The sequence below is a fragment of the Halorubrum tibetense genome (assembly GCF_042661865.1).
Classification (GTDB): Archaea; Halobacteriota; Halobacteria; order Halobacteriales; family Haloferacaceae; genus Halorubrum; species Halorubrum tibetense.
Genome location: NZ_JBHSWW010000645.1, coordinates 1 through 606 on the forward strand (window position 1 = coordinate 1; position 606 = coordinate 606).

The 606-nt window shown below is 45.7% G+C and carries 1 protein-coding gene; it reads right to left on the bottom strand.

What is annotated here, in order from left to right; translation table 11 throughout:
- The coding region (locus ACFQEU_RS17515) for an IS110 family RNA-guided transposase (protein ID WP_379784230.1) at nucleotides 1-606 on the bottom strand (606 nt) is incomplete at both ends.

Genomic DNA, 606 nt, shown 5'->3' on the forward strand with positions numbered 1-606 from the left:
TAGCTGCCATGGCTACCGCAACTACGTTGTCTGGCTTGTTAAGCCGAAGCTTTTCCAGCCACTCCCCGTATTGACTCGTTCCTCTAGCGGACTTCAATAATATGGTCCGAGCCCCATGTATCAATAGGGTTCGTAGGTAGCGATCACCCTTCTTAGTAATCTTCCCCAATCTTGACTTCCCACCCGATGAATTTTGTCGAGGCGTTAAGCCCAGCCAGGCGGACAGATGACGCCCATTTTTAAACTGTTTCGGATCACCTACCGTTCCAATCACTGCGCTGGCAGTTAACGCACCAACCCCTTCCATTTTCATTAGCCTACTAGCCGTCTCGTTGTTTTTGACCCAATCGCTAATATACCGGTCCAGTAATTCGATCTCGTCTTCAACTCGGCACAAGGTAACGAGCAAGTCATTAACTAACACTTTTACAAATTTAGGTATGTGGTCAAAATCAATCAGCTCCGCCAATTCTGATGTGAGTTTATGCCGCCCTTTACTTACCACCACGCCAAATTCAAGCATATGGCCGTGAATTTGGTTAATTAGCGCAGTTCTAGATTTTATATTAAAAGTTCTAATACGGTGGGCCATTAAAATCGCCTGTT